This is a genomic window from Pseudonocardia kongjuensis (assembly GCF_039526905.1).
In the GTDB taxonomy this organism is placed as follows: domain Bacteria; phylum Actinomycetota; class Actinomycetes; order Mycobacteriales; family Pseudonocardiaceae; genus Pseudonocardia; species Pseudonocardia kongjuensis.
In genome coordinates, this window is record NZ_BAAAJK010000006.1 from 457956 (window position 1) to 484205 (window position 26250).

32 protein-coding genes are annotated in these 26250 nt (G+C 75.1%); 20 read left to right on the forward strand and 12 right to left on the reverse strand.

What is annotated here, in order from left to right:
• Positions 1-6 precede the first annotated feature (6 nt).
• Positions 7-1704 (reverse strand): sensor histidine kinase, encoded by a 1698-nt coding sequence (locus tag ABD160_RS09795; protein WP_344020664.1) that lies wholly within the window; start codon positions 1702-1704, stop codon positions 7-9.
• Positions 1705-1910: 206 nt separating this feature from the next.
• On the opposite strand from ABD160_RS09795, the gene ABD160_RS09800 reads away from it, so the two are divergent.
• The 4 genes from ABD160_RS09800 (at position 1911) to ABD160_RS09815 (ending at position 5989) form a co-directional block, all read left to right on the forward strand.
• Complete coding sequence (locus tag ABD160_RS09800; protein WP_344020666.1) at positions 1911-2915, forward strand: Acg family FMN-binding oxidoreductase; 1005 nt, start codon at positions 1911-1913, stop codon at positions 2913-2915.
• A 215-nt stretch (positions 2916-3130) separates the two neighbouring features.
• Positions 3131-4525 (forward strand): cytochrome ubiquinol oxidase subunit I, encoded by a 1395-nt coding sequence (locus ABD160_RS09805; protein ID WP_344020668.1) that lies wholly within the window; start codon positions 3131-3133, stop codon positions 4523-4525.
• A gap of 10 nt (positions 4526-4535) precedes the next feature.
• Positions 4536-5552 (forward strand): cytochrome d ubiquinol oxidase subunit II, encoded by a 1017-nt coding sequence (gene cydB / locus ABD160_RS09810; protein ID WP_344020670.1) that lies wholly within the window; start codon positions 4536-4538, stop codon positions 5550-5552.
• Positions 5549-5989 carry a CBS domain-containing protein gene (locus ABD160_RS09815; RefSeq protein WP_344020672.1) on the forward strand — a complete coding sequence of 147 codons (441 nt, stop codon included), beginning with the start codon at positions 5549-5551 and terminating at the stop codon, positions 5987-5989. The genes cydB and ABD160_RS09815 overlap by 4 nt, the downstream gene beginning before the upstream one ends.
• A 7-nt stretch (positions 5990-5996) precedes the next feature.
• Here the strand turns inward: ABD160_RS09815 and modA are convergent, their stop codons facing one another.
• The 3 genes from modA to ABD160_RS09830 form a co-directional block, all read right to left on the reverse strand.
• Complete coding sequence (modA, locus tag ABD160_RS09820) at positions 5997-6797, reverse strand: molybdate ABC transporter substrate-binding protein (RefSeq protein ID WP_344020674.1); 801 nt, start codon at positions 6795-6797, stop codon at positions 5997-5999.
• Positions 6798-6959: 162 nt separating this feature from the next.
• A complete protein-coding gene (locus tag ABD160_RS09825) occupies positions 6960-7157 on the reverse strand; it encodes a DUF6506 family protein (protein WP_344020915.1) in 198 nt (65 codons plus the stop codon).
• Positions 7130-7309, reverse strand: a complete 180-nt coding sequence (locus tag ABD160_RS09830) for a DUF6506 family protein (protein ID WP_344020676.1) — start codon at positions 7307-7309, stop codon at positions 7130-7132. Before ABD160_RS09830 ends, ABD160_RS09825 begins: the two co-directional genes overlap by 28 nt.
• Positions 7310-7392: 83 nt before the next feature.
• On the opposite strand from ABD160_RS09830, the gene ABD160_RS09835 reads away from it, so the two are divergent.
• Complete coding sequence (locus ABD160_RS09835; RefSeq protein WP_344020678.1) at positions 7393-8751, forward strand: mycothione reductase; 1359 nt, start codon at positions 7393-7395, stop codon at positions 8749-8751.
• Here the strand turns inward: ABD160_RS09835 and ABD160_RS09840 are convergent.
• Positions 8745-9911 carry a low temperature requirement protein A gene (locus ABD160_RS09840; RefSeq protein ID WP_344020680.1) on the reverse strand — a complete coding sequence of 389 codons (1167 nt, stop codon included), beginning with the start codon at positions 9909-9911 and terminating at the stop codon, positions 8745-8747. The genes ABD160_RS09835 and ABD160_RS09840 overlap by 7 nt on opposite strands.
• A gap of 137 nt (positions 9912-10048) precedes the next feature.
• On the opposite strand from ABD160_RS09840, the gene ABD160_RS09845 reads away from it, so the two are divergent.
• From ABD160_RS09845 to ABD160_RS09870, 6 genes are read left to right on the forward strand one after another with little or no spacing between them, the layout of a single operon-like run.
• Positions 10049-10516, forward strand: a complete 468-nt coding sequence (locus ABD160_RS09845) for a DUF6325 family protein (protein WP_344020682.1) — start codon at positions 10049-10051, stop codon at positions 10514-10516.
• Positions 10513-10869 carry an SHOCT domain-containing protein gene (locus ABD160_RS09850; RefSeq protein ID WP_344020684.1) on the forward strand — a complete coding sequence of 119 codons (357 nt, stop codon included), beginning with the start codon at positions 10513-10515 and terminating at the stop codon, positions 10867-10869. Before ABD160_RS09845 ends, ABD160_RS09850 begins: the two co-directional genes overlap by 4 nt.
• Positions 10870-10874: 5 nt before the next feature.
• A complete protein-coding gene (locus ABD160_RS09855; protein ID WP_344020686.1) occupies positions 10875-11498 on the forward strand; it encodes a hypothetical protein in 624 nt (207 codons plus the stop codon).
• 47 nt (positions 11499-11545) lie between these two features.
• Positions 11546-11881, forward strand: coding sequence for a GNAT family N-acetyltransferase (locus ABD160_RS09860; protein ID WP_344020688.1), 336 nt, complete (start codon positions 11546-11548; stop codon positions 11879-11881).
• Positions 11878-12351, forward strand: coding sequence for a carboxymuconolactone decarboxylase family protein (locus tag ABD160_RS09865; protein ID WP_344020690.1), 474 nt, complete (start codon positions 11878-11880; stop codon positions 12349-12351). The genes ABD160_RS09860 and ABD160_RS09865 overlap by 4 nt, the downstream gene beginning before the upstream one ends.
• Complete coding sequence (locus ABD160_RS09870; RefSeq protein ID WP_344020693.1) at positions 12348-13319, forward strand: pirin family protein; 972 nt, start codon at positions 12348-12350, stop codon at positions 13317-13319. The genes ABD160_RS09865 and ABD160_RS09870 overlap by 4 nt, the downstream gene beginning before the upstream one ends.
• Here ABD160_RS09870 and ABD160_RS09875 read toward each other — a convergent pair.
• On the reverse strand, positions 13303-13776 hold the full coding sequence (locus ABD160_RS09875; RefSeq protein ID WP_344020695.1) for a MarR family winged helix-turn-helix transcriptional regulator: 474 nt from the start codon (positions 13774-13776) through the stop codon (positions 13303-13305). The genes ABD160_RS09870 and ABD160_RS09875 overlap by 17 nt on opposite strands.
• Positions 13777-13930: 154 nt before the next feature.
• Between ABD160_RS09875 and ABD160_RS09880 the strand changes: the two genes are divergently transcribed.
• Positions 13931-14164: a DUF2795 domain-containing protein gene (locus ABD160_RS09880; protein WP_344020697.1), complete on the forward strand. Its 234-nt coding sequence runs from the start codon at positions 13931-13933 to the stop codon at positions 14162-14164.
• Between the two features lie 22 nt (positions 14165-14186).
• On the opposite strand, the gene ABD160_RS09885 is transcribed toward ABD160_RS09880, so the two are convergent.
• The 4 genes from ABD160_RS09885 to paaZ form a co-directional block, all read right to left on the reverse strand.
• Positions 14187-14438 carry a hypothetical protein gene (locus tag ABD160_RS09885; protein WP_344020699.1) on the reverse strand — a complete coding sequence of 84 codons (252 nt, stop codon included), beginning with the start codon at positions 14436-14438 and terminating at the stop codon, positions 14187-14189.
• Between the two features lie 204 nt (positions 14439-14642).
• Complete coding sequence (locus tag ABD160_RS09890; protein ID WP_344020701.1) at positions 14643-15344, reverse strand: DsbA family oxidoreductase; 702 nt, start codon at positions 15342-15344, stop codon at positions 14643-14645.
• Between the two features lie 46 nt (positions 15345-15390).
• The gene (gene paaK / locus ABD160_RS09895; RefSeq protein ID WP_344020703.1) at positions 15391-16731 is read right to left on the reverse strand and encodes a phenylacetate--CoA ligase PaaK; all 1341 of its coding nucleotides are present in this window, start codon (positions 16729-16731) and stop codon (positions 15391-15393) included.
• On the reverse strand, positions 16728-18758 hold the full coding sequence (paaZ, locus tag ABD160_RS09900; protein WP_344020705.1) for a phenylacetic acid degradation bifunctional protein PaaZ: 2031 nt from the start codon (positions 18756-18758) through the stop codon (positions 16728-16730). The genes paaK and paaZ overlap by 4 nt, the downstream gene beginning before the upstream one ends.
• A 141-nt stretch (positions 18759-18899) precedes the next feature.
• Here paaZ and ABD160_RS09905 point away from each other — a divergent pair, with 141 nt between their 5' ends.
• Both ABD160_RS09905 and ABD160_RS09910 read left to right on the forward strand, forming a co-directional pair.
• Complete coding sequence (locus ABD160_RS09905; protein WP_344020707.1) at positions 18900-19709, forward strand: enoyl-CoA hydratase/isomerase family protein; 810 nt, start codon at positions 18900-18902, stop codon at positions 19707-19709.
• Positions 19706-20314, forward strand: a complete 609-nt coding sequence (locus ABD160_RS09910) for a TetR/AcrR family transcriptional regulator (RefSeq protein WP_344020709.1) — start codon at positions 19706-19708, stop codon at positions 20312-20314. The genes ABD160_RS09905 and ABD160_RS09910 overlap by 4 nt, the downstream gene beginning before the upstream one ends.
• Here the strand turns inward: ABD160_RS09910 and ABD160_RS33320 are convergent.
• Positions 20277-20492, reverse strand: a complete 216-nt coding sequence (locus ABD160_RS33320) for a hypothetical protein (RefSeq protein ID WP_425563598.1) — start codon at positions 20490-20492, stop codon at positions 20277-20279. The two genes, ABD160_RS09910 and ABD160_RS33320, sit on opposite strands and share 38 nt — an antisense overlap.
• Between ABD160_RS33320 and ABD160_RS09915 the strand changes: the two genes are divergently transcribed.
• From ABD160_RS09915 to ABD160_RS09940, 6 genes are all read left to right on the forward strand, one after another.
• The gene (locus ABD160_RS09915) at positions 20397-20666 is read left to right on the forward strand and encodes a hypothetical protein (RefSeq protein WP_344020711.1); all 270 of its coding nucleotides are present in this window, start codon (positions 20397-20399) and stop codon (positions 20664-20666) included. The two genes, ABD160_RS33320 and ABD160_RS09915, sit on opposite strands and share 96 nt — an antisense overlap.
• A gap of 263 nt (positions 20667-20929) precedes the next feature.
• Positions 20930-21190, forward strand: coding sequence for a hypothetical protein (locus tag ABD160_RS09920; RefSeq protein ID WP_344020713.1), 261 nt, complete (start codon positions 20930-20932; stop codon positions 21188-21190).
• Positions 21187-21972, forward strand: a complete 786-nt coding sequence (locus ABD160_RS09925; RefSeq protein ID WP_344020715.1) for an IclR family transcriptional regulator — start codon at positions 21187-21189, stop codon at positions 21970-21972. Before ABD160_RS09920 ends, ABD160_RS09925 begins: the two co-directional genes overlap by 4 nt.
• Before the next feature lie 124 nt (positions 21973-22096).
• Complete coding sequence (locus ABD160_RS09930) at positions 22097-23158, forward strand: Rieske 2Fe-2S domain-containing protein (protein WP_344020717.1); 1062 nt, start codon at positions 22097-22099, stop codon at positions 23156-23158.
• Entirely contained in the window at positions 23155-23373 is a 219-nt protein-coding gene (locus ABD160_RS09935; protein ID WP_344020719.1) for a hypothetical protein, read from the forward strand. Before ABD160_RS09930 ends, ABD160_RS09935 begins: the two co-directional genes overlap by 4 nt.
• Complete coding sequence (locus tag ABD160_RS09940; RefSeq protein ID WP_344020721.1) at positions 23370-24305, forward strand: PDR/VanB family oxidoreductase; 936 nt, start codon at positions 23370-23372, stop codon at positions 24303-24305. Before ABD160_RS09935 ends, ABD160_RS09940 begins: the two co-directional genes overlap by 4 nt.
• A gap of 16 nt (positions 24306-24321) precedes the next feature.
• On the opposite strand, the gene ABD160_RS09945 is transcribed toward ABD160_RS09940, so the two are convergent.
• Positions 24322-26031 carry a sigma-54-dependent Fis family transcriptional regulator gene (locus ABD160_RS09945; RefSeq protein WP_344020723.1) on the reverse strand — a complete coding sequence of 570 codons (1710 nt, stop codon included), beginning with the start codon at positions 26029-26031 and terminating at the stop codon, positions 24322-24324.
• Positions 26032-26250: the final 219 nt, after the last annotated feature.

Here is a 26250-nt window from a genome sequence, read left to right on the forward strand (position 1 = left end):
CGGGCGTCACGGCAGCGGGACGGTCCAGAGCACCCGGGTCCCGGTGGCCGGGGAGTCGAGCGTGCACTCCCCGCCGAGCTGGGCGGCGCGATCGGCGAGATTGCGCAGCCCGCTGCGCCGCTCGGTGTCGCCGAGGCCGCAGCCGTCGTCGGAGATCTCGGCGCTCAGGTCCCGGCCGGCCGCGACGGTGACCGACAGCGTGTTCGCCCCGGAGTGCCGCACGGCGTTCGTCGCGGCCTCCCGGACGACCGCCAGCAGATGGGCCGCGACGGTCGGCGGGACGAGCGTGTCGACCGGACCGGTGGTGTGCACCGAGGTCGCGATGCCGGACTCCGAGGTGACCTCGGCGACGGTGTCGAGCAGCGCGCGGCGCAGCCCGCCGGTGCCGTGATCGGCGGTGTGCAGGTCGAAGATCGTCGTCCGGATCTCGCGGACGGTCCGGTCCAGCTCGTCGACGGTCTGCTCGACCCGCTCGCGCACGTCGGCGTCGGTGGTGCGGCGCAGCGTCCCCTGCAGCTTCAGGCCGACCGCGAACAGCCGCTGGATCACGTGGTCGTGCAGGTCGCGGGCGATCCGGTCGCGATCGGCGAGCACCGCCAGCTGCTGCTGCGCCCGGTTCTTCTCCCCCAGCTCCAGGGCCAGCGCCGCCTGGTCGGCGAACGACACCAGCAGCGGCACCTCGGACGGCCGGAACGGCGGGTCGCCCGGCTCGCGCTGCGCGATCAGGACGCCGATCACCCGCTCGACCGCCCGCATCGGGACCGCGACGGTGGGGCCGCCGCCGGCCCGGTCGTCGTGCGCGGGGGCGTTCAGGAACGCCCGCGGGCTCTGCGCCAGTACCGGCTGCAGGCCCTCGACGACGTCGCGCAGCAGGGTCCCGCCGAGCCCGCCGGACGGCCACGGCCGGCCCGCGGTGGCGCCCTCGCGGAACTCGCCGTCCTGGTCCGGGCCGAGCGCGATCAGCGTGCCGCTGGCCCGGGACAGCTCCAGGCAGCGGCGGGCCACCAGGGCCAACGAGTCGGCCTCGCCGGTCCCGGCCAGCACCTCGCCGCGGATCTCGGCGGACGCCTCCAGCCACTGCTGGCGGAGCAGCCCCTGCTCGAACAGGTCGGCGTTCTGCACGGCGATCCCGGCGGCGGCGGCGAGCGCCTGCAGGATCAGCTCGTCGTCGGCGGTGAACTCGGCCGCACCGACCTTCTCGGTGAGGTAGATGTTGCCGTACACGGCCTCCCGGACCCGGATCGGGACGCCGAGGAAGCTGCGCATCGGCGGGTGGTTCGGCGGGAAGCCGACCGACGACGGGTGCGCCGACAGATCGGCCAGGCGCAGCGGCCGGGGGTCCTCGATCAGCTGCCCGAGCAGGCCCTTGCCCTCCGGCGGGCGGCCCAGCGCGGCGCGGGTACCGGCGTCCAGCCCGACGTCGATGAAGCGGGCGATCGAGCCGTCCGGGGCGAGCACGCCGAGCGCGCCGTAGCGGGCGTCGACCAGGTCGACGGCGGACTGCACGATCCGCTCCAGGGTCGCGTCGAGCTCCAGCCCGGCCGCGACGCCCAGCACGGCGTCGAGCAGCTTCTGCATCCGCCACCGCGCGGTCGCGATCTGGCCGAGCCGGTCCTGCACCTCGCCGATGAGCTGGTCGAGCCGCAGACCGGACAGCATCCGGGCGAGTTCGCCCGACGCCGGATCCGCCTCCGGATCCCCCATACCGCCCACCTCGTTTCCGCTCCCGGCGCCGAACCTGGCACCCCAGGTGTACTCGCACAAGCGTTCCCGGCGGTTACCCCACCGGCGGGTGGGCCCGCGGTCCCGGGCACGGCGGGACCTTCGCACCTGACCGGCCGGCCCGGGCCGGGCCACCATCGGTCCGTCGACCGGGCGGGACCCAGGCACCGCCCGCAGAGGGGGACCGCATGGACGCGACCTGTCACTCCGGGGCGGTCACCGGCGCGCTCGGGCTGGACGAGGAGACCACCGCAGCGGTGGTCCGGCTCGCCACCCGCGCGCCGTCGCTGCACAACAGCCAGCCGTGGCGGTTCCGGCTGCTGCCCGACCGGATCGAGCTGCGCGCCGATCCGCAGCGGCTGCTGCCGGTCGCCGACCCGACCGGCCGGGAGCTGCGGATCGGCTGCGGCGCGGCGCTGTTCACGCTGCGGCTCGCGCTGATCGGCTCCGGGATCCGGCCGCTGGTCAGCCGCTACCCGCAGCCCGGCGAACCGGACCTGGTCGCGGTCGTCCGGCACGGCGGCATCGTGCGCGCCACCCCCGAGCAGCGCAACCTGCTGGACGCGGTGCCGCGGCGGCGCACCAACCGGCGGCCGTTCCGGGACACCGCGGTGCCCGATCCGGCCCGGTCCGCGCTGCGCCTCGCCGCCTTCGAGGAGGGCGCGTGGCTGCAGCTGGTCACCGACCCGATGCAGCTGGCCGAGCTGGGCAAGCTGGCCCGCGAGGCGCACCTGCTGCAGCAGGCGGACGCCGCCTTCGCCGCCGAGCTGGCCGCCTGGACCGGGCGCTCCCCGGCCCGCGACGACGGCGTCCCCGCCTCCGCGGGCGGGCCCTGCCCGCCGCCGAACCAGCCGTGGGTGGTGCGCGACTTCGGCGGCGACGCGCATCCGCGCCCGGCCCCCGCCGCCTTCGAGTCCGATCCGCTGATCGCGGTGCTGAGCGTGCACACCGACGGGCCGCGCGAGGAGCTGCGCGCCGGGGAGGCGCTGCAGCGGGTGCTGCTGACGGCCACCGTCGCGGGCCTGTCCGCGTCGTTCCTGTCCCAGCTCGTCGAGGTCCCCGACATCCGCGAACAGGCCCGGCGGCTGTTCGGCGGAACCCGTCCCCCGCAGGTCGTCCTGCGGCTGGGGCACGGCGTCCCGGTGCCCGCGACGCCGCGGCGGGCGCCCGAGAAGGTCGTCGACGCCCTCTGAACGCCGGTCCGGGCCCACGTGGGGGTGGGCCCGGACCGGTCCCGCGCGGTGCCGGGGACCGGCCGGGGTGGGCCGAACGTCCCGGTCCCGGCGGACCACCGGCGCCGCACGGCCGGTCCTCCGCCCGGTCCGCCCCGCCCCCGCGGCGGCGAGGCTCGGAGCCGACGGCCCGGACGACCGGGCCACTCATCGGCTCGGAGGGGCGCTGAGATCGGATGAATCTCGACCTGGCGCGGTGGCAGTTCGCCGTCACCACCGTCTACCACTTCCTGTTCGTGCCGCTCACGATCGGCCTGTCCGTGCTCGTCGCGAGCATGCAGACGGTGTGGGTCGCGACCGGTGACGACCGCTGGCTGCGGATGACGAAGTTCTGGGGCAAGCTGTTCCTGATCAACTTCGCGATGGGCGTCGTCACCGGGATCGTCCAGGAGTTCCAGTTCGGGATGAACTGGAGCGACTACAGCCGGTTCGTCGGCGACGTCTTCGGGGCGCCGCTGGCGGTCGAGGGGCTGCTGGCCTTCTTCCTGGAGTCCACCTTCCTCGGACTGTGGATCTTCGGGTGGGACCGGCTGTCGAAGCGGGTGCACCTGGCCTGCATCTGGCTGGCCGCGATCGGCACGATCCTGTCGGCGTACTTCATCCTCGCCGCGAACTCCTGGATGCAGCACCCGGTCGGGTACGCGGTCAACCGGGCCACCGGGCGGGCCGAGCTGAACGACTTCGGTGCTCTGCTCACCAACTCGACGGCGGTCGCCGCGTTCGGCCACACGATCACCGCCTGCTTCGTCACGGCCGGCATGTTCCTGGTCGCGATCAGCGCCTGGAACCTGGCCCGGAGCCGGTACCCGGAGGTCTTCCGGCCCTCGATCCGGCTGGGCCTGTGGACGGTGCTGGTCGCGAGCCTCGGCGTCGTGCTCACCGGCGACATCCAGGCCCGCCTGATGACCCAGCAGCAGCCGATGAAGATGGCCGCCGCCGAGGCGCTCTGGGACACCGTCGCGCCCGCGTCGTTCTCGATCTTCACGATCGGCACCCCGGACGGCACCCAGGAGCTGTGGAGCCTGCGCGTCCCGCGGCTGCTGTCGTTCCTGGCGACCGGCACCTGGGACGGCCGGGTCGAGGGCATCAACCAGCTGCAGGCGCAGGCGGTGGCCGCCTTCGGGCCCGGCCTCTACACCCCGGACATCGCGATGACGTACTGGATGTTCCGGCTGATGATCGGGTTCGGGCTGCTCGCCGCGCTGGTGTCGGTGATCGGGCTCTGGCTGACCCGGCGCCGGGCGGGCCGCTTCCCCGCCTGGTTCGGCACCGTCGCGCTGCTCGGGCTGGTCACCCCGTTCGCGGCGAACTCGGCGGGCTGGATCTTCACCGAGATGGGCCGCCAGCCGTGGGTGGTGTTCGGCGTGCTGCAGACCGCGGACGGGGTGTCCCCGTCGGTCGGGTGGGCGTCGGTGCTGACCTCGCTGATCGTGTTCACCCTGCTCTACGGGGTGCTCGCGGTGGTCGAGGTGGTGCTGCTGATCCGGGCGGTGAAGGCGGGCCCGCCGCCACCGGGCGGGGCCACCGCCGGCGAACCGGCGTCCGTCGCCGATCCCGTACCGAGCTACTGAGGAGGACGGCGTGGAACTCGTCGACGTGTGGTTCGTCCTGATCGCGGTCCTGTGGACCGGCTACCTGTGCCTGGAGGGCTTCGACTTCGGGGTCGGGATGCTGCTGCCCGCGGTGGCCCGCGACGAGCACGACCGGCAGGTCGCGCTCGGCACCATCGGCCCGGTCTGGGACGGCAACGAGGTGTGGCTGCTGGTCGCGGGCGGCGCGACGTTCGCGGCGTTCCCCGAGTGGTACGCGAGCCTGTTCTCCGGGTTCTACCTGGCGTTCCTGCTGCTGCTCGTGGCGCTGATCCTGCGCGGCATCGCCCTGGAGTACCGGTCCAAGGAGCCGCGCTGGGCGCCGGTGCTGGACCGGATCCTGACCGGGTCGTCGCTGGTCGCGGCGCTGCTGGTCGGCGTCGCGCTGTCGAACATCGTGCACGGTGTCCCGCTGGACGCCGACCACGAGTTCACCGGGACCCTGCTCACCCTGCTCAACCCCTACGCGCTGCTCGGCGGGGTGACCCTGGTGCTGGTGTTCGCGCTGCACGGCGCGGCGTTCCTGGCGCTGAAGACGGACGGGCCGGTGCGCGAGCGGTCCGCCGCCGTCGCGGTGACGGCCGGGCTGCTCGCCGTCCCGGCCGGCGGGGTGTTCCTGGTGTGGACGCTGCTCGACGGCGCACCGCTGTGGGCGCTCGCCCCGGTCGCGGTCGCCGCGCTCGGCCTGGTCCTGGCGACCGTGCTGGTCGCCCGCGGCCGGGAGGGCTGGTCGTTCACGGCGACGACGGTGGCGATCGTCGCCGTCGCGGTGACCCTGTTCGGGTCGCTGTACCCGGACGTCCTGCCGTCCACCATCGATCCCGCCCACTCGCTGACCGTGGTGAACGCGGCGTCCACCCCGTACACGCTGACGATCATGACCTGGGTCGCGGGGATCTTCACCCCGATCGTGATCGGCTACCAGGCGTGGACGTTCTGGGTGTTCCGCAGGCGGTTGACCCGCCAGGACTACGGCGCCCCCGCCGAGGTCGCCGGGGGTGTGTCGTGAGCGCCGCCGACGAGCCGGTCCGGCTCGCCGCGCCACCGGAGACGCTCGACGAGCGGCCGGACCCGCAGCTCCGGCAGATCATGTCGGCCCGGCTGGTCGCGGTCACCCCGGACACCCCGGTGCGGACCGCGCTGGAGGCCATGCTCGCCCAGGACGTCCATCACCTCCCGGTGCTCGCCGGCGGCCGCTGCCGCGGCATGGCCACCGAGGCGGACCTGCTGCGCGGCATCGCCGCCCAGCGCAGCCCGCTCGGCTGGACCGTGCTGCGGGTCGCCGACGTGCACGGCCCCGCGCTGCTGCTGCCCGGCACGTCCCGGCTCTCCGAGGCCGCGCGGGTGATGGCGGCCCGCGGGCGGGACGCGGTGCTGGTCGAGACCGGCGGCCGCATCCGCGGGATCGTGACCGCCGCCGACCTGGTGCGCCGCTGGCGGCCCTGAGCCCGGCTCAGGGTGCGCCGAAGCCGGCGGCCTCCAGCACCTGCCGGCCCTCGTCGCCGTTCACGAAGTCCACCCACTGCTGGGCGAGGGCCTGGTTCTGGGTGTTCCGCAGCACCACGATCGGGTACTCGTTCACCGCCTCGGACGCCTGCGCGATGTCCACGCCCTCGGCCTGCCCGTTCGAGGCGGTGACGTCGGTCCGGTAGACCAGCCCGGCGTCGGCGTTGCCGGTGGTGACCTTCTGCAGCACCGACTTCACGTCCTGCTCCTCGGACACCGCCGGGATGTCGACGCCGGCGGCCTGCTCCACCTTCTCGGTGGCCGACCCGCACGGCACCTGCGGCGCGCAGACCACGGTGCGCAGGTCCGGGTTCACCAGGTCCTCCAGCGACGCCACCGCCTTCGGGTTCTGCGGGGCGACGGCGATCTGCAGCGTGTTCGTCGCGAAGACCACCGGCTCGCCCTCGGCGTTGTCCGCGTCGGTCACCTTGGTCATGTTGTTCTGGTCCGCCGAGGCGAACACGTCGGCCGGGGCACCCTGGTTGATCTGCTGGGCCAGCGCGGAGGACCCGGCGAAGTTGAACACCACGTCGGTGCCCGGGTTCGCCGCCTCGAACTGCTGCTCCAGCTCCTCGAAGGTGCCGGTCAGCGAGGCGGCCGCGAACACCGTCAGCGTGCCGCCCGCGGCCTCCCCGCTCGCCGGGGGCTGCTCCCCGCCGGTGTCTCCCCCGCCGCAGCCGGCCAGCACGGCCAGCGCGGTCGCGGCCAGTGCGGCACCGACGGTGCGAGGAACGGATCGGCTCTTCACGTGGGATCTCCCGGTGCTCGGCGACATGTCCGCAGTGCCGATCGTCGAAACCGGAGCTGCGGTACCGCGAGGATGATAAGGACGCATCAGCGTCATTGCCACCCATGGATCGACGCAGATCGGAGATCGGCTCCCGCTCCGCCCGGGTGCGGGGCGGGGCGCTCAGGGTGTCGCGGAGGCGGCCGCGGCGTAGGCGGCCGCGGCGAGGACCTGATCGACCCCGAACACGACGTGCCCGACGGCGACCTGACCGGCGACCCCGCCCGCGGCATCCCCCACCGCGGCGGTGACGGCGGCGACGTCGGCGCTGCCGAAGCCGCCGCACAGCTCGATCAGGCCGACTCCCTCGTCGCGGACCAGTGGGCGGCCACCGCGGGCGCCGCGGCGGTGCCGGGCACGGCGACGAGGAGCGACCGCACCCCGCCGGAGTCGAGGACCATCCGGTCCCGTTCCGGGTCGGCCCCGGGGTGCTCGAAGAGGTAGGCCCAGCGGACGCTCGCATCGGTGCTCATGGCACGAGCCTGGATGCTGAACCCGGGTCGAGGTCAACCGCGTTCGACGGGCGGGGTCCGGCAGCACTTCCTAGGCTCCGATCGTGACCCATCACGATCTCGCCGTCGTCGGCACCGGCTCCGGGAACACGATCGTCGACGAGCGGTTCGCCGGTCTCGACGTGGTGCACGTCGAGGCGACCCGGTTCGGCGGCACCTGCCTGAACGTCGGCTGCATCCCGACGAAGATGCTCGCCCACACCGCCGAGGTCGCCGAGTCGGTGCGCACGGCGTCCCGTTTCGGGGTGGATGCCCGGATCGACGGCGTGCGGTGGCGCGACATCGTGGACCGGGTGTACGGCCGTCTCGACCCGATCGGCGACGACGGCCGCGCGTACCGCAGCGAGCACGGCACCGTGCACATCGGGCACGCCCGGTTCACCGGGCCGCGGGCGATGACCGTCGAGCTCGCCGACGGGGGCAGGACCGCGTTCACCGCCGACCGCATCGTCCTCGCCGCCGGTGGCCGGCCGTCGGTGCCACCGCCGGTCGCGGAGTCCGGCGTCCCGTTCGACACCTCGGACACGATCATGCGGATCGAGGAGCTGCCCCGGCGGCTCGCCGTGCTCGGCGGCGGCTACATCGCGGCCGAGCTCGCGCACGTCTTCGGTGGCCTCGGCTGCGAGGTGACGATCGTCGAGGTCGCCGACACCCTGCTCGGCGGGATGGACGAGACGGTGGCGGAGCGGTTCACCGCGGCCGCCCGGGAGCGGTTCGACGTCCACACCGGACGGTCGGTGGAGCGGGTGACCGGCGGCCCGGGCGAGGTCACCCTGCATCTCGACGACAGCACCCAGGTGCACGCCGACCGGCTCCTGGTGGCGGCCGGCCGCACCCCGAACGGCGACCGGATGGATCTCCCGGCCGGCGGCGTCGCCACCCACGACGACGGCCGGGTCCGCGTCGACCGGCACCGCCGCACCACCGCCGAGGGTGTCTGGGCGCTCGGCGACATCAGCACCCCGCACCCGCTCAAGCACGTCGCCAACCACGAGGCGCAGGTCGTCGCGCACAATCTCGCGCATCCCGACGACCTGCGCGCCGTCGACCACGATCCGGTGCCGGCGGCGGTGTTCGCGAACCCGCAGGTGGGGATGGTCGGCCGGACCGGGCAGCAGTGCCGCGACGAGGGCCTGGCGCACCGGATCGGGTTGCACGAGTACGCCGACGTCGCCTACGGCTGGGCGCTGGAGGAGCGCCGCGGCTTCTGCAAGGTGATCACCGCGCCGGACGGGTCGCTGCTCGGGGCGCACGTGCTCGGCCCGCAGGCGGCCACCCTGATCCAGCAGCTGGTCCAGGCGATGGCCCTCGGGCTCACCGCGCAGCGGACCGCGGACGTGCAGTACTGGATCCACCCGGCGTTGTCGGAGGTCGTGGAGAACGCGCTGCGGGACGCTCAGTAGGCGGGCGTCCGTCGCGCCAGCTGGGTGACGACGGCCAGCCCGATCAGCACGGCCAGCACCACCAGCCCGGTCACGATCGCCGGGAGCGCCTCGCCGAGCAGCAGCGCCGGCACCGCCGCGACGACCAGGACCCCGGCCGCGACGAAGCGGCTGCGGCCGGCCGTGCCCGTCCGGCTGTGCAGGTAGATCGCGTTGCCCGCCAGGTAGAGCAGCGGCCCGCCGACCGAGACGAGCACCAGCGCCGGACCGCTCTGCGGGTGCGTGAGGTGCAGGTCGATCGCGACCGCGAAGAGCACCGCGCCGCCGACCATCAGGCCGTGCGCGTAGGCGAACGCCGACCGGGCGGCGCGGGTGCTGCCGTCGCCGCGGCCGGCCGGCGCGTCGTGCCCGGCCACCGCGAAGTAGGACCACCACAGCGCGACCAGGCCGGTGAACCCGAGCACCGCGATGAGCACCGTGTACGGGGTGATCGGCTCCAGCTCCGACAGCGTGAAACCCATGATCAGGATGGACTCGCCGAGGGCGATGATGAAGACCAGCCGGTTGCGCTCGGCGAGGTGCTCGACGTCGACCGGCCAGCTCCGCATCGGCGTCGAGCCGAGGCCGGGCACCCGGAACTCGACCAGCGGCCCGACCAGGTCGACCGCCACCGCGAGCCCCCAGACGACCAGCCGGGCGGTCGGCGGCAGCAGCGCGCCGAGCAGGAACAGCGCCCCCGCGACCGAGCTCCACACCAGCAGGTTCCGGTAGTTGCGGGAGAGCACGTGGCCGCGCATGGTGATCCAGACGAACAGCGGGCGCCCGATCTGCGCCGTGGCGTAGCAGGCGGCGAAGAGCAGACCGCCGTCACCGAAGGCGGTCGGCAGCGCCAGCGCCATCCCGAGCGCGGCCAGCATCAGCAGCGCGTTCAGCAGCCGGACCGACGTCCGCGCCGGATCGAGGTAGTTCATCGCCCAGGCCGAGTAGTTCCACAGCCACCACACCGCCGCGAACAGCAGCGCCGTCTCGACCGCCCCGCGCGGGGTGAGGTGGTAGAGCAGGGTGTGCGAGACCTGGATGATCGCGAACACGTAGACCAGGTCGAAGAACAGCTCGATCGGCGCGACCTCGGAGTCCCCGCGTCGCCGCAGCAGCCGCGGTGCCCTGTCCCGGACCGTCATCGACGGAGGGTACTGCGGCGCCCCCGGCGCCCTGCGCGTCAGGGCCGTTCAGCCCTGTCCGGGCGCTCCGCCGCCGCACTAGCGTCGCTCCCGGCGACCGCGGTGGATCATCCGCACGCCGGAGGAGGAACGTGTCCATGACGGGTGCAGGTCCCGGCGATCCGGTGGTGGGCCCGCTCGGGCCCGTCGAGTGGGTCGCCATCGAGTTCGACGGCGACCGGCTGGCCCCCGCGGTCGTCGGGCCGCTGGCGGAGCTCGTCGACGCCGGAACGGTGCGGCTGCTGGACGCGGCCGTCGTGCACAAGGACGCCGGTGGCGCCGTCCGCGGCGCGGAGCTGACCGAGGCGGGTGTCGACTTCGACGCCGTCGACGGCGACGTCCTGGAGCTGCTGTCCGACGACGACCTGGACGGCATCGCCGCCGAGCTCACGCCGGGCAGCACCACGCTGGTCCTGGTCTGGGAGAGCCTGTGGGCGAGCCGGTTCGCCGGCGCCGTCCGGGCCGCGTCCGGCCGGCTGATCGCGCACGACCGGATCCCGGTGGAGCAGGTGCAGCGGGCGCTGGCCGCCCTGGACGCCCCCGCGACGGCGGAGGCGGCCCGATGAGGTTCGCCCGTGGGCGGGGCCGCCGCGGCCCGGGGCTGCTCGGCACGATGGCCCGGACCGCGGTCGTGGCCGGGACGGCATCGGCGGTGTCCGGGCGGGTCGCCGAGGCCCAGCACGACCGCCGGGCCGCCCGGCACGCCGCCGCGGCCCAGCAGGCCGCGGCGACGCACCAGGCCCCGGCACCGCAGGCCGCACCGCAGGCCCCGGCAGCGCAGGCCGCGGCGCCGCAGGCCGCGGCGCCGTCGGTCGACGAGCTGCACGCCCAGCTCCTCAAGCTCGGCGAGCTGCGCACCGCGGGCCTGCTGACCGACGACGAGTTCGCGGTCCAGAAGTCCCGCCTGCTGGGCGGGTGAGCCCGGTGCACCTCACGTCCGTCGCGCTCGCCGCCCCACCGGCCGATCTCGCACCCGGCGGCTCCGGCGGCGGCCTGCTGCTCATCCTCGCCGGGCTGGTGCTGTGCTTCGGCGGCGCCCGCTCGATCCTGCTGGCCGCGGGCGCCGCCGGGTTCGGCCTGGCCGGTGGGCTCGCCGCCGCGCTCGGCGGGCCGGTCGCGGTCACCGTGCTGGTCGGCGTCGCGGGCGCCGCCGGGGCGATCGCGCTCGTCCGGTTCGCGGCCGGCGCCGCGGTGTTCGTCGTCGGCGGGCTCGCCGGCGGCGCCGCCGTGCTCGGGCTGCTGGCCGCGCTGCCCTCCGGCGGCGGGCTGTCCCGCACGCTCACCCTCGTCGTGGTCGCGGCGGCGGCGCTGGTCGCCGGGCTCGCGATGGCCCGGGCCCGGGGCGTGGTGCTGCGGATCGCGACCGCGCTCGGCGGCGCCGCGCTGATCGTGCGCGGCGCGATCTCCGCCGGGCCGGCGTTCCTGGCCGGCCTGCAGGCACCGGCGACGCCGCTGGAGAGCATCGCCGCGGTCGTCGTGCTGGCCGTGCTCGCCTGGACCGGCTACCGGGTGCAGGTCGCGCTGGACCGGCGCCGCACCACCGCCTGACCGGCCGCGCCCGGAACATCGCGGCCACCACGGTGGTTGTCGGGGGCATGTCGGAGAACCAGGACCCGGTCGTCGCGAACGAACCGGAGCAGCACCGCTACGTGATCACCGTGGACGGCGTCCGGGCCGGGTTCGCGGCCTACGTCGAGGACGGCGACCGGCGGATCTTCCACCACACCGAGATCGACGACGCCTTCGGCGGGCGCGGCCTCGCCGGGACGCTGGTCCGCGCGGCGCTCACCGACACCCGCGCGGCCGGGAAGCGGATCGTCCCGATGTGCCCCTACGTGCGGCGCTGGGTGGGCTCGCACGACGGGTTCGCCGACGTCCTCGACCCGGTCACCCCCGCCGCGATCCAGACCGTCGAGCAGGCCCTGCGATGAGCGGCCGGGTGCTGGTCGACAAGCAGACCCCCGAGGTGTTCAGCGCGATGAAGCAGGTCTCGCGCACCGTCCGGGAGGCGGCCGACGCCGCCGGAATCGGCCGGGCGCTGCTGGAGCTGCTCAACGTCCGGGTCTCCCAGATCAACGGCTGCGAGTTCTGCCTGGACGTGCACTGGCGGGCCGCGGTGGCGGCCGGGGTCACCCCGCAGCGGATCGCGCTGCTGCCGGCCTGGCGGGACAGCCGGCTCTTCGACGACCGCGAGCGCGCCGCGCTGGAGATCGCCGAGGCGGTCACCCTGACCGCCGGCCCGCACCTGGACGAGGAGGCGTACGCCAAGGCCAGGGCCGGGCTCGACGACGACGAGACCTCGGTGCTGATCTGGGCCGCGATCACGATCAACGCGTTCAACCGGGTCTCGGTACTGTCCCGCCATCCGGTACCCGAGCGCCCCGCGGGAGCACAGCGATGAGCAACGTCGAGGCCGCACCGCAGGAGCTCGTCTGCGACGGCGGCTCCGCCCGGGCAGAGCTGGTGACGCCGCGGGAGGTGCCGCTCGGCGGGCCGCGGGCGATGACCGTGCGCCGCACCCTCCCGCGCCGGGCCCGGTCGCTGATCGGCGCCTGGTGCTTCATCGACCACTACGGGCCCGATCCGGTGCCCTCGACCGGCGGGATGGCCGTGCCCGGGCACCCGCACACCGGGCTGCAGACGGTGTCCTGGCTGTTCGAGGGCGAGATCGAGCACCGCGACACCACCGGCGCGCACGCACTCGTGCGGCCCGGCGAGCTGAACCTGATGACGGCCGGATCGGGCATCGCGCACTCCGAGTACTCCACCCCGGACACCCGGACGCTGCACGGGGTGCAGCTCTGGCTGGCCCTCCCGGTCGCGCACCGGGAGACCGCCCCGGGGTTCCGGCACCACGTCCCGCCGCAGTTCGCCCACGGCGACGCCACGCTGCGGGTGCTGCTGGGCTCGCTGGCCGGGCGGACCTCACCGGTGGAGACGTTCTCCCCGCTGCTCGGCGCCGAGGTGGTGCTCCCGGCGGACGGGCGGCTGTCGGTCCCGGTGACGCCGTCGTTCGAGCACGGGGTGCTCGTCGACACCGGCTCGGCGGACGTGTGCGGCACCGCCGCCGCGCCGGGCGAGCTGGTCTACCTGCCGCCGGGGGCGTCCGACATCGACATCCGGGCCACCGGCGGCGCGGGCACCCGGGTGCTGCTGCTCGGCGGCGAGCCGCTCGGCGAGCAGATCGTCATGTGGTGGAACTTCATCGGGTCCTCGCACGACGAGATCGCCGCCTTCCGCGAGCAGTGGCAGCGGGAGCGCAGCAGCGGCGGATCCGCGGCCGGCCGGTTCGGCGCGTTCCCGGACGCCTGGGACTCGACGCTGCCCGCCCCCGAGCTGCCGAACGCCCGGCTCACCCCGCGGGAGTGACCCGGGCCGGTTCCCGGTCCGCCAGCTCGACCAGCATGTCGGCGACCCGGTGCAGGCCGTGCGCGAGCTCCGCCGGATCCGGCAGGTCCGGCGCGGCCGCCGTCGCCGCCATGGTCGGCAGCATCGCGGCCAGCAGCCCGTCGGTCACCTCGTGCCCGGCGGCGGTCAGCTCGACCAGCACGAGCCGCCGGTTCTCCGGCGGGCGCACCCGCGCGACGAACCCGCGCCGCTCCAGCCGGTCGACCAGCGCCGTCACGCTGCCCTGGCTGAGCCCGGTGCGCTCGGCCACCTCACCGGCCCGGACCGCCCCGGTCACCGCGAGGTGCGCGAGCGTGACCACCTCGGGGACGCCGAGCCCGAGGCGGGTCCCGACGGCCAGCCGGTAGCGGTCGATGCCGTGCGCGAACGCGTGCACGCCCGCGAGCACGGCGCGGGCCTGTTCGGACGCCTCCGGCATCGTCGCGGAACCTTCCGTTGTCGATGTTTCGACCGGCGAACACTTTGACTGCCCAAGGGTGCATCTGTCATCGTGGTACAGATCACATCAGTGGTCGCTCACCGCCGACGACGCCGGTGTCTCGCTCCCGCCCCCCACCCTGCCGGAGGTTCCGATGACGGCTGCTCCGCTGTACCCCGGGTCCGACGACGCCGAACACCTCCGGTACGCGCTGCGGCACGTGCTCGCCGGGCTGGCCCTGCCGGCCCAGCGCTGGCAGATCCTCACCCACGCGACCGACTGGGGCGCCCCGGCCGGCCTGCGGCTGCGGCTCGCGGCGCTGCCGGAGGGCACCTACCGCAGCTACGAGGCGATCGTCGCGGCGGCGCTGGCGGCGCTGCGCCGCTGACACCGGCCGGGCCCGGGGCCGCTCAGCCGTGCTCGGCCCGCACCACCGCGACCACCCGGCGCAGCTGCTCGAGCAGCAGCTCCGGGTCGCGGCCGTCCGGCTCGACGCTGCCCTCGACCCGGCCGATGTCACCGCTCAGGTCGACGTGCAGCTCGCGCAGCTCGTAGCGGCGCGAGCGCAGGGTCACCAGCACCTTGGTCAGCCCGTCACCGCCGCCCGCGACGAGCAGGCTGAACGAGTGGGCGGCCCGGCCGTCGGTGACGGACGGAGCCACGGGCGGGCTGGCGGACGGGGTGCTGTCGACGGAGCTGGGGCTGGGCATCGCGGTCATCACGGATCTCCCGGTCGGCGGGTACGGAGGATCCGGCCAGGTCCGGTGGCGGCACAGCGGCACGGAGGCACGCGCGCCGGCGACCTGGGTTCAGCCGGCGCGCCGGATAATGATCAGTCCGCGCACGCCGACGAGGGTAGCAGCCCGTCAGACCTGGCAGCTGCCGTCGGTGCAGGCCGCGCCCTCGCCGCCGACCGCGGTGAGCGGGTGCGCGTCCGCCCATGCCTGGTCGAGGGCCTGCCGGAACGCCTCGGCCGGCTGCGCGCCGGAGATGCCGTACCTGTCGTCGATCACGAAGAACGGGACGCCGGAGATGCCGTAGCGGCGGGCCAGGTCCTGGTCGCCGCGGACGGCGTCGAGATGGCGGTCCGAGTCGAGCACCGCGCGGGCCTCGTCCTCGGGCACGCCGGCCGAGGCGGCCAGCCGGACCAGGGTGTCCGGGTCGCCGATCGGCTCCCCCTCGGCGAACGACGCGCGCAGCAGCCGGTCCTTCAGCGCACCCTGCAGCGCCGCCCCGCCCAGCTCCCACGCCAGGTGCAGCAGCCGGTGCGCGTCGACGGTGTTGCCGTGCCGGGCGATGTCGAACCGGAACTCCAGTCCGTCCGCCGCCGCGGTCGCGGTCACCGAGTCCTGCATCTCACGGGCCTGCTCGACGCTCACGCCCAGCTTGGCGGCCAGCGGCCCGGGGCCGCCGTCGCGCTCGCGCGGCGCCTGCGGGTCGAGCTCGAAGCTGCGCCAGCGGATCTCGACGTCGTCGCGGTGCGCGAAACCGGCCAGTGCCGTCTCGAACCGCCGCTTGCCGATCGCGCACCACGGGCACACCACGTCGGACCAGATCTCCACCTTCACGCACGGGTGAACGCCGCCGGTGTGACCGGCCATTCCCGGCCGGGGCTCAGCGGGTGCGCCGGTCCTGCAGCCGCTGCAGCTTGCCGACCGACCGCTCCAGGGTGTCCGGGTCGACCACCTCGCAGGCGACGGTCACGCCGACGGTCTCCTTGACCGTCCGGACCAGCTCCCCGGCCGCGCTCCCGCGGCGGCCGGCCGGCGCGTCGTGCCGGGCCTCGACCCGGACGGTGAGCGCGTCCATCCGGCCCTCGGTGGTGAGCACCAGCTGGAAGTGCGGAGCCAGGCCGGGCGTGCGCAGCACGATCTCCTCGATCTGGGTCGGGAAGACGTTCACCCCGCGCAGGATGATCATGTCGTCGGACCGGCCGGTGATCTTGGCCATCCGGCGCATCGCGGGCCGCGCGGTGCCCGGCAGCAGCGTCGTCAGGTCCCGGGTGCGGTACCGGATGATCGGCAGCCCCTCCTTGGTCAGCGAGGTGAACAGCAGCTCGCCCTCCTCGCCGTCGGGCAGCGGCGCCGGCGGGCGGCCGGGATCGCCGAGCGGATCGACGACCTCGGCCAGGAAGTGGTCCTCCCAGATGTGCAGCCCGTCCTTGGTCTCGACGCACTCCTGGGACACGCCGGGACCCATCACCTCGGACAGGCCGTAGATGTCGACGGCGTGCATGTCGGTGCGGTCCTCGATCTCGACCCGCATCCGCTCGGTCCACGGCTCGGCGCCGAAGATGCCGACCTGCAGCGAGGTGGACGCGGGATCGACGCCCTGGCGGGCGAACTCGTCGAGCAGGGTGAGCATGTAGGACGGCGTCAGCATGATGACGTCGGGCTCGAAGTCGCCGATCAGCTGTACCTGGCGCGGCGTCATCCCGCCGGAGACCGGGATCGCGGTCGCGCCGAGCTTCTCGATGCCGTAGTGCGCGCCGAGCCCGCCGGTGAACAGGCCGTAGCCGTACGCGTTGTGCACCCGGTGCCCCGGGCGCCCGCCGGCGGCCCGGATCGAGCGGGCCATCAGGGTCGCCCAGTTGTCGATGTCGGTGGCGGTGTAGCCGACCACGGTCGGCCGGCCGGTGGTGCCCGACGACGCGTGGATCCGGGCGATCCGCTCGCGCGGCACCGCGAACATGCCGAACGGGTAGGTCTCGCGCAGGTCGGCCTTGCTGGTGGTCGGGAACCGGGCGAGATCGGACAGCTCGCGGCAGTCGTCGGGGTGCACGTCGTGCGCCTCGAACGCCGCCCGGTAGTGCGGCACGTTGTCGTAGGCGTGCCGCAGCGTCCACTGCAGCCGGCGCAGCTGCAGGGCGCGCAGCTCGTCGACCGAGATGCGCTCCTCGGGATCGAGCAGGTCCGGTGGCGGGGCGTCGCCGAGGCGGCGGGCGGTGGTGGTCATGCGTCCTTCTTCGCGACGAGGGTGAGCACGTCGTAGCGGGCGACGGACTCGCCGTCCTGGCGGGTCACGTCGGCGTCCCAGCGGACCTCGCCGTAGCCGGCGGAGTCCCGCGGGGTGAGCTGCTTGCAGGTGAGCGTCACGGTCAGCTCGTCGTCGAACCGGACGGGGGTGAGGAACCGCAGCCCGTCGACGCCGAAGTTCGCCAGCACCGGCCCCGGATCGGGATCGACGAACAGGCCGGCGGCCAGCGAGACGACCAGGTAGCCGTGCGCCACCCGCTGCCCGAACAGCGGGTTCGCGGCGGCGGCCGCCTCGTCCATGTGCGCGTAGAAGGTGTCGCCGGTGAACTCGGCGAAGTGCTCGACGTCGGCCCGGGTGACCCGGCGCGGCCCGGCGACCAGACAGTCGCCGGGGCGGAGCTCCTCGAGGTGCTTGCGGAACGGGTGCACGCCGTCGTCGTGCCGCTGCGCGCCGGTCACCCAGCGGCCGGTGATCGCGGCGAGCGAGTCCGGATCGGCCTGGACCGCGGTGCGCTGCATGTGGTGCAGCACCCCGCGGATGCCGCCCATCTCCTCGCCGCCACCGGCCCGGCCGGGCCCGCCGTGCACCAGCTGCGGCAGCGGCGAGCCGTGCCCGGTGGACTCCTGCGCGTCCCGGGCGTTGAGCACGTGCACCCGGCCGTGGAACGGGGCGATGCCGAGCACCACCGCGCGGACGAACGCCGGATCGGCGCTCACCACCGACCCGGCCAGCGAGCCCTGCCCGCGCGCCGCGTACTCGACGAGCCGGTCCGCCGAGTCGTAGGGCAGGACCGTGGACACCGGGCCGAACGCCTCGATCTCGTGCGGCTCGGCCCGGTCCGGGTCGCCGACCAGCAGCATCGGCGAGACGAACGCGCCCCGGTCGGCGTCGGCGCCGGCCACCTCGACGTGGTCCGGATCGCCGGACACCAGCCGGCCGGCGTCGCGCAGCGCCTTCACGCTGCGCCGGACCTCCTCGCGCTGGTCCAGGCTCGCCAGCGCGCCCATCCGGACGCCGTCGGTCCCGGGCGCCCCCACGACCACCGACGCCAGCCGCGCCGAGACGGCCTCGACGACGGCGTCGACGTGCTCGCGGGGTACGAACGCGCGCCGGATCGCGGTGCACTTCTGGCCGGCCTTGACCGTCATCTCGGTGGTCAGCGCCCGCACGAACAGGTCGAACTCCTCGGTGCCGGGGCCGGCGTCCGGGCCGAGCGCGGCCAGGTTCAGCGAGTCGGCCTCGGCGGTGAAGCGGACGGCGTTGCGCACGATCACCGGATGGCTGCGCAGGGTCTGCGCGGTCGACGCGGACCCGGTGAACGACACCAGGTCCTGACCGGTGAGGTGGTCGAAGCAGTCGCCGAGCGAGCCGGCGACGAACTGCAGCGCGCCGTCGGGCAGCAGGCCGGACTCCACCACCAGCTCGATCAGCCGCGCGGTCAGGAAGGCGGTCGGCGAGGCCGGCTTGACCAGCGTGGGCACGCCGGCCAGGAACGCCGGGGCCAGCTTCTCCAGCGGCCCCCACACCGGGAAGTTGAACGCGTTGACCTGCACCGCGACCCCGTGCAGCGGGGTGAGCAGGTGCTGGCCGAGGAACGTCCCGCCGCGGCCCAGCGGCTCGACCGGCCCCTCGACGTACACGGTGTCGTTGGGCAGCTCCCGCTTCGCCTTCGACGCGTAGGCCAGCAGCACGCCGATGCCGCCGTCGACGTCGAACTTCGAGTCCGCGAGCGTCGCGCCGGTGCGGGCGGAGACCGCGTACAGCTCGTCGCGGTGCTCGCGCAGGTGCCCGCCGAGCGCCTTGAGCAGCGCCGCCCGCTGGTGGAAGGTCAGCTCGCGCAGGGCGGGGCCGCCGGTCCGGCGGCCGTACTCCAGTGCGCCGGCGAGATCGAGACCGTCGGCGGAGATCCGGGCGACCTCCTCGCCGGTCACCGCGTCGTGCAGCGGCCGGCCGTCGCCGGTCCCGGTCTGCCACGAACCCGAGAGGTGGCTGCGGAGCAGGGTCATCGGCGACGCCTCCGGTGGTGTCCGTCCTGCGGCCGGTGCTGGACCGACCGTTCGTTCGGCACGGGACGCTAGCACTCCGGCAGCCGGTTGGGGAGACACAGGAGCGGGACCGACCGTTCGGTCGGCGGCTAGGGTGCTCGCATGGCCGACCCCGTGCAGCCCGCCGTCCTCGTCACCCGCGACGACACCGATCCCGCCGTCGCGGTGGTCACCCTGAACCGGCCGGCGAAGTACAACGCGCTCACCGTCGAGCTGAAGGAGGCGCTGCTCACCGCGCTCGCCGAGGTCACCGGTGACGACTCGGTGCGCGCCGTGGTGATCACCGGGACCGGGAAGGCGTTCTGCGTCGGGCAGGACCTCGGCGAGCACGCCACCGCGCTGGAGCGCGACCCGTCGACGTCGTTCGACACCGTGCGGGAGCACTACAACCCGCTGATCCTCGCCGTCACCGGGACCGCGAAGCCGGTGATCGCCGCGATCAACGGCGCCTGCGTCGGCGCCGGGCTCGGCCTCGCGCTGGCCGCCGACCTGCGGATCGCCGCCGAGGGACTGAGCTTCGCCACCGCCTTCACCGGGATCGGGCTGACCGCGGACTCCGGGCTCTCGGCGAGCCTGGCGCACGCCGTCGGCGTGTCCCGGGCCACCGAGCTGCTGCTGCTCGGCGAGAAGTTCACCGCCGAGGACGCCCGCAACTGGGGCCTGGTGCGCGACGTCGTGCCCGCCGAGGACGTGCTCCCCGCCGCGCTCGGGCTGGCCCGCCGGCTGGCCGCCGGACCCACCCGCGCCTACGCGGAGGTGAAGAGCGCGATCCGGTTCGGCGCCGTCAACGAGCTGCCCGCGGTGCTCGAGCACGAGGCGGACGCGCAGGCCCGGCTCGCCGGCACCGCCGACCACCAGCGCGCGGTCGCGGACTTCCTGGCGAAGAAGGCCCCCACCTTCGAGGGCCGATGAGCTCGGCGGTGCGGCGGACCCGCCGGCCCAGCGGCGGGCGTGACCAGCTGCTGGAGACCGCGGTCGGCGAGTTCATCGCCCGTGGCTACGACGCCACCTCGATGGAGGACCTGTCCCGGGCCGCCGGGATCACCAAGTCCTCGTTCTACCACCACTTCACCGGCAAGGAGGCGCTGCTGCGGGCCGCGCTGGAACGCGCCGTGGACGGCCTGTTCGGGGTGCTGTCGCTGCCCGTCGCGCAGACCGGCGGCCCCGCGCAGCGGTTGCGCGCGATCGTCGCCGAGCAGGTCCGGGTGCTGATGCGCGAGCTGCCCTACGTGACGCTGCTGCTACGGGTGCGGGGCAACACCGAGACCGAGCGGTGGGCGCTGGAACGGCGCCGCGCCTTCGACGCGGCGGTGACCCGGCTGGTCCGCGAGGCGGTCGAGGCCGGCGAGGTCCGCGCCGACGTCGATCCGGCGCTGGCCGCCCGGCTGCTGTCCGGCCTGGTCAACTCGATCGTCGAGTGGTACCGCCCGGGCCGCCCCGGCAGCTCCACCCTGCCCGACGACGTCGTGAACGCCGCCTTCACCGGGATCGTCCCGGCGCCGGCCGAGCGGGCGTGATCCGGCACCGCTCGGCGAGCAGCCTGCGGATCCCGCCGGCCACCAGCTCCGGGCGGCGGAGCACGTCCCGGGCGTCGGGCCGGTGGATCGGCCGGCCCCGCTCGGTGAGGAACTGCTGACGGCCCAGGTCCGCGCGGGCCCGGGACGGGTCGAGATGGTGCCGTCCGTCGTGCTCGATGCCGAGCCGGGCCGCCGGACAGGCGAGATCGATCCGGTACCGGCCGACCGGGTGCTGCAGGACCGGGCGCGGCAGGCCGCCGTCGTGCAGGGCGAGCCGGACCCGACACCGGCCGTTCCCGGTCCGGCCGGCGCACCGGCCTCCAGCGCGACCGCCTCGCAGCGCACCAGGTAGGTCACCTCGACGTCCGACGCGAGATGGACGCCGTACGCCACCTGCCGGAACCCCGGACCGCGCAACCGGGCCGGGTCACGATCCCGGCCCGGACCGCGTCCGCCCCCGGAACGGCCTGTTCAGATCCACAGACCGTGGACGACGGCCGGGCCCGACCGGTTCCATCCGATTCCGAGCGTTGCACGATGGCGGTCCCGGCAGCCGTCGTGCAACGCTCGACCGCGGGCTTGTCACCGGCAGCCCCGTGGGACAGGGTGCGAGGTGTGGCGGAGCGGCGGCGGGCGGCGGCGTGGCAGGCCCGGGCGAACCAGGCCGGCGGGCGGACCACCCGGGCCCTGGACCAGGAGATCGCGGCGTTGCTGGCCGAGGACCCGGACCCGGCCGGCCCGGCGGGCCCGGACCCGGCACCGGGCGGCCCGGCACCGGGCGGCCCGGCGGACCGGGCACCGAGCGGCCCAGCGGACCCGGACCCGGCCGGCCCGGTGGGATCGGCCGGCCCGGAGGACCCGGACCCGGCCCGGTGACCCCACCGGACCGGGCCGTCACACCGACCCGCGGCCGCCCGGCCGGACCGACCGGCTCGGTCGTCGCCCGGGCGCTCGGCATGCTCGACGCGTTCGGCCCCGACCGGCCCGCGCTGACCCTCAGCGAGCTGGCCCGGCACGCCGGTGTCCCGCTGTCCACCGCGCACCGGCTGGTCGGCGACCTCGGCGGCTGGGGCGCCCTGGAGCGGGACGAGACCGGCCGGTACCGGATCGGCCTGCGGATGTGGGAGCTCGGCGCGCTCGCCCCGCGGGGGCAGGCGCTGCGCGAGACGGCGCTGCCGTTCCTGGAGGACCTGTCCCACGTCACCCGGGAGAACGTGCAGCTGGCCGTCCGGGAGGGCACCGAGCTGGTGTTCGTCGAGCGGCTCGCCGGGTCCGGTGCGGTGCCGGTGCACACCCGGGTCGGCGGCCGGTTCGGGCTGACCGCGACCGGGGTCGGGCTGGTGCTGCTCGCGCACGCGCCGCCCGAGCTGCAGGAGGAGGTGCTCGCCGGGCACGTCGAGCGCTACACCCCGTTCACCGTGACCGATCCGGCCCGGCTGCGGCGGATGCTCGCCGACGTGCGGCGGGACGGCTTCTCGGTCAGCGACCGCCAGGTCACCGACGACGCGCTGTCCGTCGGCGCCCCCGTGCAGGACGCACAGGGCCGGGTGGTCGCCGCCGTCTCGCTGGTCGTCCGGCGCGGCAGCGCCGCCCCGCGGGCGCTCGCGCCGCTGGTGCGGACCACCGCGCGCGGGATCGGCCGGGCCCTCACCGACTGACCGGCCTTCCATTTCCCGGAAGTGCGCTTCGCCCGCGCCGGGCCCGGACCGCATCCTCGGTGCTGCCGAGCCGTCCCACCACGCACGGACGTCGCACAGCCGGCACACGCGAAGGAGCGTCGTCGTGAGCAGCATTCCCCGCGACCAGTGGTATGTCGCCGCCTACACCGCCGAGATCGGCCGCGAGCTGTTCTCCCGCACCATCTGCGGTGATCCGATCCTGTTCTGGCGCACCGAGGCCGGCGAGATCACCGCGCACGCCGACCGGTGCGTGCACCGCCGGTTCCCGCTGTCCCGGGCACCCAGCCGGCTGGTCGGTGACACCGTGGTCTGCGGCTACCACGGCTTCACCTACGGCGCCGACGGCCGCTGCGTCGCCGTCCCCGGCCAGACCCGGGTGCCGCGGACCGCGCGGCTGGCGCAGTACCCGGTCGTCGAGCAGGACTCGCTGGTGTGGGTCTGGATCGGTGACCCGGCGCTGGCCGATCCGGGCCGGATCCCGCGCGCGTCCTACCTGGACTCGCCGGGCTGGACGACGGTGCGCGGGATGGAGCCGCTGGCCGCCCGCTACTCGCTGCTGGTGGACAACCTGCTCGATCTCTCGCACGAGACCTACCTGCACGGTGGGTACATCGGCACCCCCGAGGTCGCGGCGACACCGATCAGCACCGAGGTCGACGACGACGCCGGGATCGTCTACGTCTCCCGGCACATGGCCGACGCCGAGTGCCCGCCGTTCTACGAGCGGTCCACCGGACTGTCCGGCCGGATCTCGCGCTGGCAGGACATCGAGTACACCCCGCCGTGCCTGTACAAGCTGCACTCCCGGATCGCCCCGGTCGGCTCGGTCCCGGACCCGGACGGCAGCGACCCGGACGCCTTCCACGTCGAGGTGGTGTACGCGATCACCCCGGAGACCGAGCACTCCACGCACGACTTCTGGCTGGTCGCCCGGGACTTCGCACTCGACGACGAGGACGTGTCGGCGTTCCTGGCCGAGCAGAACCGCACCGTCGTGCTCCAGGACGTGGCCGCGCTCGACGTGCTGGAGCAGGTGATCGCCACCGAGCCGCCGGGCTACCAGGAGCTGTCGGTCAACATCGACACCGGTGGCCTGGCCGCGCGCCGGATGCTCGCCCGGATGGCCGGTGCGGTGCCCGCGGAGCGCGCGGTCCCGGCCCGATGAGCGGCCTCCCGCCGGTGCTGACCGGTGAGCGGGTGCACCGCATCCACTGGGTGCTCGGGACCGACCGGCTGCGCGCGGTCTGCCACTGCGGCGCCGAGCGCCTGTTCGACGATCCGGTGGAGCTGTGGGAGTGGCTGCTCGGCCATCCCGACGACCACCGGCCGACCGCGGGAGCGGCCGACCGCTCCCCCGCACTCGCCGGGAGCCCGACATGACCGATCTGGACCTGGTGGTGGCGGACAAGCAGGTCGTCGCCGACGGCGTCGCACTGCTCACCCTGCGCCGCGCCGACGGCGGCGAGCTGCCGGCCTGGGAGCCGGGCGCGCACGTCGACCTGGTGCTGGGCGCGGACCTGGTCCGGCAGTACTCGCTGTGCGGGGACCCGGCCGACCGCACCGGCTGGCGGCTCGCGGTGCTGCGTGAGCAGAGCGGACGCGGCGGATCGGCGCACGTGCACGACGTGCTCGCGACCGGCGACACGGTGACCGCGCGCGGGCCGCGCAACCGGTTCCCGCTGGTCCCGGCGGCGTCCTACGTGTTCGTCGCCGGCGGCATCGGGATCACCCCGATCGTGCCGATGGTCGCCGCCGCGGCGGCGGCCGGTGCGGACTGGCGGCTCGTCTACGGCGGCCGGACCCGCGCGTCGATGGCGTTCACCGAGCTCGCCGAGCGCCACCCGGACCGGGTGGAGATCCGGCCGCAGGACGAGACCGGGCTGCTCGACCTGGCCGGGATCCTCGACGCGGCGCCGGACCGGCCGGTGTACTGCTGCGGGCCGGAGGCGCTGCTCGGCGCCGTCGAGCAGGAGTGCGCGCGGCGCGGTGCCGTGGTGCACGTGGAGCGGTTCGCACCGAAGGACGGCGCGCTGGACGGCCCGCAGGAGGCGTTCGAGGTGGAGCTCGCCGGGACCGGCGAGGTGTTCGCGGTCCCGGCCGGCCGGTCGGTGCTCGACGTGCTGGAGGACGCCGGCGTCGAGGTGCTGTCGTCCTGCCAGGAGGGGACCTGCGGGACCTGCGAGACCGGCGTCCTGGCCGGGGTGCCGGACCACCGGGACTCGCTGCTCGACGACGACGAGCGGGCCGCGAACGACGCCATGATGATCTGCGTGTCGCGGTCCCGGTCGGCGCGCCTGGTGCTGGACCTCTGAACCGGCCGCCGCGCGCTCAGTCCAGGCCGAACTCGCGGATCTTGCGGTAGAGGGTGGTCCGGCCGATCCCGAGCGCCTGTGCGGCGCGGCTGCGGTTGCCGCCGGCGGCGCGCAGCGCGTCGGTGATCGCGTCCCGCTCGGCGGCGGCGAGCAGCCCGGCGGGCGACCGGGACCCGCGCAGCTCGGCGGGCAGGTCGGCGGGCCCGATCGGGCCGCCGCGGGCCCGGCGGGCGAGCGCGACGACGGTGCCGGCGAGCTCGGCGACGTCGCCGGGCCAGTGCCGGGCGATGAGCATTTCCCAGGCGGCCGGTGTGAAGGTGGTCGCGGCCGCGGGGCCGTCGAGCCCGGCGAGCACCTCCCGGACCAGTGCCGGGACGTGCTCGCGGCAGCGGGCCAGCACCGGCAGCGGCACCGTCGTCGCGACCTGCCCGACCAGCCCGGTGACCCGGTCCGGGGCGGCAGCCGGGTCGAGGGTGAGCACCAGCGGCCCGGGCGTCTCGGCGAGCCGGCGGACCTGCCACAGCGCCGGGTCCGGGAGCCGTTGCAGCCGCCGGAGCAGCACCCCCCGGCCGCTGCGCAGCGCGGCGTGCGCGCCGTCCCAGTTCGGCGGGCCGTGATCGGCGTCGAGCACCATCGGGTCGCCGGCGCCGAGCCGGTCGAGCACCCGCCGGGCGGTGTGCGCCTTCCCGCTGCCGGGGCCGCCGGCGATCGCGACCCGTTCGCCGAGGCCGAGCGCGGTGACCAGCGCGCGATCGACGTCCGGCGCGACGTGCAGCGGACGGCCCGCCGGCGCGGGCCCGGCCGGGACGGCCCGGCGCCGCCGCGCCGGGAGCAGCCGCACGCAGTAGGCGGTGTGCGCGCCGTCCCCGATCCGTTCGACGACGGCGTCGTGCGGGCCGTCCACCAGCGGCACCCGCAGCCGCCGGATCCCGGGCCCGCCGTGTTCGAGCAGGAACTGCCAGAGCACGGCGTGCAGCTCCGGGCCGGTGTGCGCGAGTCCGGCGCCGTTCGCCAGCACCGTGTCCTGGTCGATGACCAGCGCGCCGGCCCCGGTCCGGTCCACCCGCAGGTAGGCGTCGACGAGCAGGCGGCGCCGCTCGCCGCCCTCCTCGGCGACCCGCATCTCGATCTGCCGGCCGATGTCGCCGGCCAGCACCGCCATCAGCGGGTGCACGTCGCGGGCCGAGCAGGCCAGCGCGAAGGAGCCGAGCATCCGGCCGGTCCCGGGTTCGACGATCGGGGTCCCGGCGCAGGTCAGGTTCTCCAGCAGCGGGTTGTAGTGCTCGGGCCCGCGGACCAGCATCGGGCGGCGCTCGACGAGGACGGTGCCCAGGCCGTTGGTGCCGATCGACCGCTCGGAGAAGTCGAAGCCCTCGGCGGCGTTCGCCCGGTCCATCAGCGAGCGCTGGCGGCGGACGTCGGCGTGCCGCACCACGATCCGGCCGGCCGGGTCGGCGAGCACCATCGCCACCGGCACGTCGGCCAGGCTGTCGCGCAGCCGGGCCAGCACCGGCTCGGCGGCCCGGCACAGGATCGGCGCGAGATCGGCGGGCTCCCGGTAGCGGGTGACGTCCGGGGCGACCGGGACCGCCTCGCCGACGCAGCGCCGCCAGCTGCGCTCGATCAGTTGCGGCACGCCGCTGTCCCCGGGCGGCAGCACCAGCAGCCCGCCGTCGACGAGCGCCTCCCGGGTCCGCCGGGTGCGTTCGCGGTCCGCCGTGGTCATCGACGGTTCCCCGCTGGTGTCCTGTCGAAGCATCGTCGCTCCGTCGTCCGTGCCCGTCGGGGCTGTCCGGCCGTGATGTCGGGTCGTGCTCCACGGTGCCGCACGGCACCGTGGCTGGGAAGGGGCCGGCCGGCCCGGTCGGTCCTTGCTCTCTCGGCCCTGTCAGCACTGTCAGCACTGTCGGTCCGCGGCCGGCCGGCCCCCCGTCAGCCCTCGGTC

Coding starts and splice junctions, on each gene's coding strand:
- ABD160_RS09800 (WP_344020666.1), top strand. CDS start 1,911: ATGGACGCGACCTGTCACTCCGGGGCGGTCACCGGCGCGCTCGGGCTG.
- ABD160_RS09850 (WP_344020684.1), top strand. CDS start 10,513: ATGAGGTTCGCCCGTGGGCGGGGCCGCCGCGGCCCGGGGCTGCTCGGC.
- ABD160_RS09880 (WP_344020697.1), top strand. CDS start 13,931: ATGACGGCTGCTCCGCTGTACCCCGGGTCCGACGACGCCGAACACCTC.
- ABD160_RS09935 (WP_344020719.1), top strand. CDS start 23,155: ATGAGCGGCCTCCCGCCGGTGCTGACCGGTGAGCGGGTGCACCGCATC.
- ABD160_RS09910 (WP_344020709.1), top strand. CDS start 19,706: ATGAGCTCGGCGGTGCGGCGGACCCGCCGGCCCAGCGGCGGGCGTGAC.
- ABD160_RS09845 (WP_344020682.1), top strand. CDS start 10,049: ATGACGGGTGCAGGTCCCGGCGATCCGGTGGTGGGCCCGCTCGGGCCC.
- ABD160_RS09905 (WP_344020707.1), top strand. CDS start 18,900: ATGGCCGACCCCGTGCAGCCCGCCGTCCTCGTCACCCGCGACGACACC.
- ABD160_RS09945 (WP_344020723.1), bottom strand. CDS start 26,031: ATGACCACGGCGGACCGCGAACGCACCCGGCGGACCCGGGAGGCGCTC.
- ABD160_RS09805 (WP_344020668.1), top strand. CDS start 3,131: ATGAATCTCGACCTGGCGCGGTGGCAGTTCGCCGTCACCACCGTCTAC.
- ABD160_RS09860 (WP_344020688.1), top strand. CDS start 11,546: ATGTCGGAGAACCAGGACCCGGTCGTCGCGAACGAACCGGAGCAGCAC.
- ABD160_RS09940 (WP_344020721.1), top strand. CDS start 23,370: ATGACCGATCTGGACCTGGTGGTGGCGGACAAGCAGGTCGTCGCCGAC.
- ABD160_RS09830 (WP_344020676.1), bottom strand. CDS start 7,309: ATGAGCACCGATGCGAGCGTCCGCTGGGCCTACCTCTTCGAGCACCCC.
- ABD160_RS09875 (WP_344020695.1), bottom strand. CDS start 13,776: ATGCCGGAGGCGTCCGAACAGGCCCGCGCCGTGCTCGCGGGCGTGCAC.
- ABD160_RS09865 (WP_344020690.1), top strand. CDS start 11,878: ATGAGCGGCCGGGTGCTGGTCGACAAGCAGACCCCCGAGGTGTTCAGC.
- paaZ (WP_344020705.1), bottom strand. CDS start 18,758: ATGACCCTGCTCCGCAGCCACCTCTCGGGTTCGTGGCAGACCGGGACC.
- ABD160_RS09840 (WP_344020680.1), bottom strand. CDS start 9,911: ATGACGGTCCGGGACAGGGCACCGCGGCTGCTGCGGCGACGCGGGGAC.
- ABD160_RS09795 (WP_344020664.1), bottom strand. CDS start 1,704: ATGGGGGATCCGGAGGCGGATCCGGCGTCGGGCGAACTCGCCCGGATG.
- paaK (WP_344020703.1), bottom strand. CDS start 16,731: ATGACCACCACCGCCCGCCGCCTCGGCGACGCCCCGCCACCGGACCTG.
- ABD160_RS09870 (WP_344020693.1), top strand. CDS start 12,348: ATGAGCAACGTCGAGGCCGCACCGCAGGAGCTCGTCTGCGACGGCGGC.